General features: G+C 30.8%; 1 protein-coding gene. It reads left to right on the forward strand.

What is annotated here, in order from left to right; translation table 11 throughout:
- The first annotated feature begins 114 nt into the window (after positions 1-114).
- Positions 115-1,734, forward strand: coding sequence for a hypothetical protein (locus IE051_RS18500; RefSeq protein ID WP_189362899.1), 1,620 nt, complete (start codon positions 115-117; stop codon positions 1,732-1,734).
- Positions 1,735-2,050: the final 316 nt, after the last annotated feature.

The following is a 2,050-nucleotide window of genomic DNA, read 5'->3' on the forward strand; positions in this document are numbered from 1 at the left end:
CGTTTATAGTAGAAAAGATAAAAGCAAAATATTTATATTTAGCTAAGTAATAAACCGAAACGATAGTGCTTATCATCTGCCCTACGTTTCTTATACTTAACGTTGTGCGTAATTATGACAAAACTCACGAACTACATATTAATTCTGACTTTTCTAATTACAAATTCTGTGAGTGGACAAAATATGGAATCTAAAATTCAAGAATTGATTGACATAAAACTTGTCAACTCTGAACAAGCCAAAGGGATAACTGAACTGCTTTCTCGAGCTGAAGAACAGTTGACAAATGGACAATACATTTACGCACTATTTCAAGCGGAATTTAAAAAACAAACAGGCTATAAATATTCCAGTTTTGGGACCGTAATGGACTTTGGTGACGAGGTACTAAAAAAAGCCGAACAAAATCAAATAAATGGATTGCTTCTTGACTATCTCACAAAGTTAAAAAAGGTTGAACTTATAAACGACAAACAATTTAATGAGCAATCAGACAGAATAAACAACAACGAATACGTCCATATTTTCCAATTTTTACCTGATTTAACCAGTCAAGTCAACTTTGAAGAGTGGATAAGTTATGAAAGACTTGATAAATACAGAAAAGGACTTTTTGAAAATGGAATTATTGACAAAAATGAAAATGACAGATTAAAATCGGACATTAAAGATAATAAGCTAAAGTCGCCTTTTCAGCTCATTGATTATTGCGAGAAAGCGAGATTTTTCGATTTATCACAATACTCTAACAACCCAAAAATTTATTTGGAGCAAATTCATAAACTGACTTCCGAGATTTTACGCGAATTAGACTTTACCGACTTCAAATTTGAGATTAAAGCAGATTCGACAGAGTCTTTTAGTGACTATATTTCTCACGACTTAATTACTTCTATAAAAGCGAACGGAAAAACATACAAACAAAAGAGTTTTATCTCACCTGACGATATTGGAAAAGACAACAATTATTTAAGTAAAATCGATGAACAGGAGTATTATCAAATCTTCAATAAAATCCTGAAAGATTCTCAATCACCTTACAGATTACATTTAATCAAATCAAGTCATAATCATAGACAAGGAAGTACGTACCAATATTTTGGAATTGTAGCATTAAAAAAGAATCAACTTAAAATGTTTCGATATGCTGCCAGCTACTGGAACTTGAGTTATGAAAGCTTTAAAAATCCTTTGACATCAACAAAGATTGATAATGCAATAAAAGAATATCAAGAGTTAGGCTTGTTGACACATTTAGATAAAGACCAATTGACAAAAAGCATTGAGATAGTTAAAGAAAATGAGAATAGAAACCTTAATGATGTTCTGATTTCATTCCCAGAAGTAATATTCTCTTTTGATGTGGAGTTAGGAAACTTGGAAAATCCATACGAGGAAATCGTATCTGAATACTCTAAAATCTCTCATCAAGAATTTAATCCAACAAATATCAACGATAACTTTGACTTACAAAAAAAGACTGTTTCATTATCTTTTGATTTGAACAACAAAACTTATGAAACGGAATTCAAAGTTGACGGAGATTCGATTGACACAAGGTTTTTTGAATATATGAATGAAGTAATTTCAGAGAATAAATTGAACGGTCAATTTTATAGCTTGTACGGAGATGGTGCAGAATTAATTTATTTGACAACTGAGCAATATAAACACATTAGAGATAAAAAACTTTTGGTTTTTGCAGATGAATGGGAAAGTCAAATAGATGAATAAATAACTACGCACAACACGGTGTATAAAACATAGCTAATAAGTGCTTAACCGAAAGGTTTGTGTATATTTAGAAAGTCCGCCAAATTTTTAATTTGGCTTTTAAAAGAGAAAAATTAAAAACAAAATATAAAAATTCGGCTCTGTGTTTATCCGAAAATTTAGTGTCTTTTTTCACGCTACGTTTTATACACAAGTCCGTTGTAAGCAATACTGACCCGTCCTGAATAAAGGCTACATAATTTTAAACATTATGTACAAAAATGACAAAGTAATCAGACGGTATTCAGAACCCTTTAAACTGAAAATTTTAGACGAA

Source organism: Algibacter mikhailovii, from assembly GCF_014651495.1.
Taxonomy (GTDB): Bacteria; Bacteroidota; Bacteroidia; order Flavobacteriales; family Flavobacteriaceae; genus Algibacter_E; species Algibacter_E mikhailovii.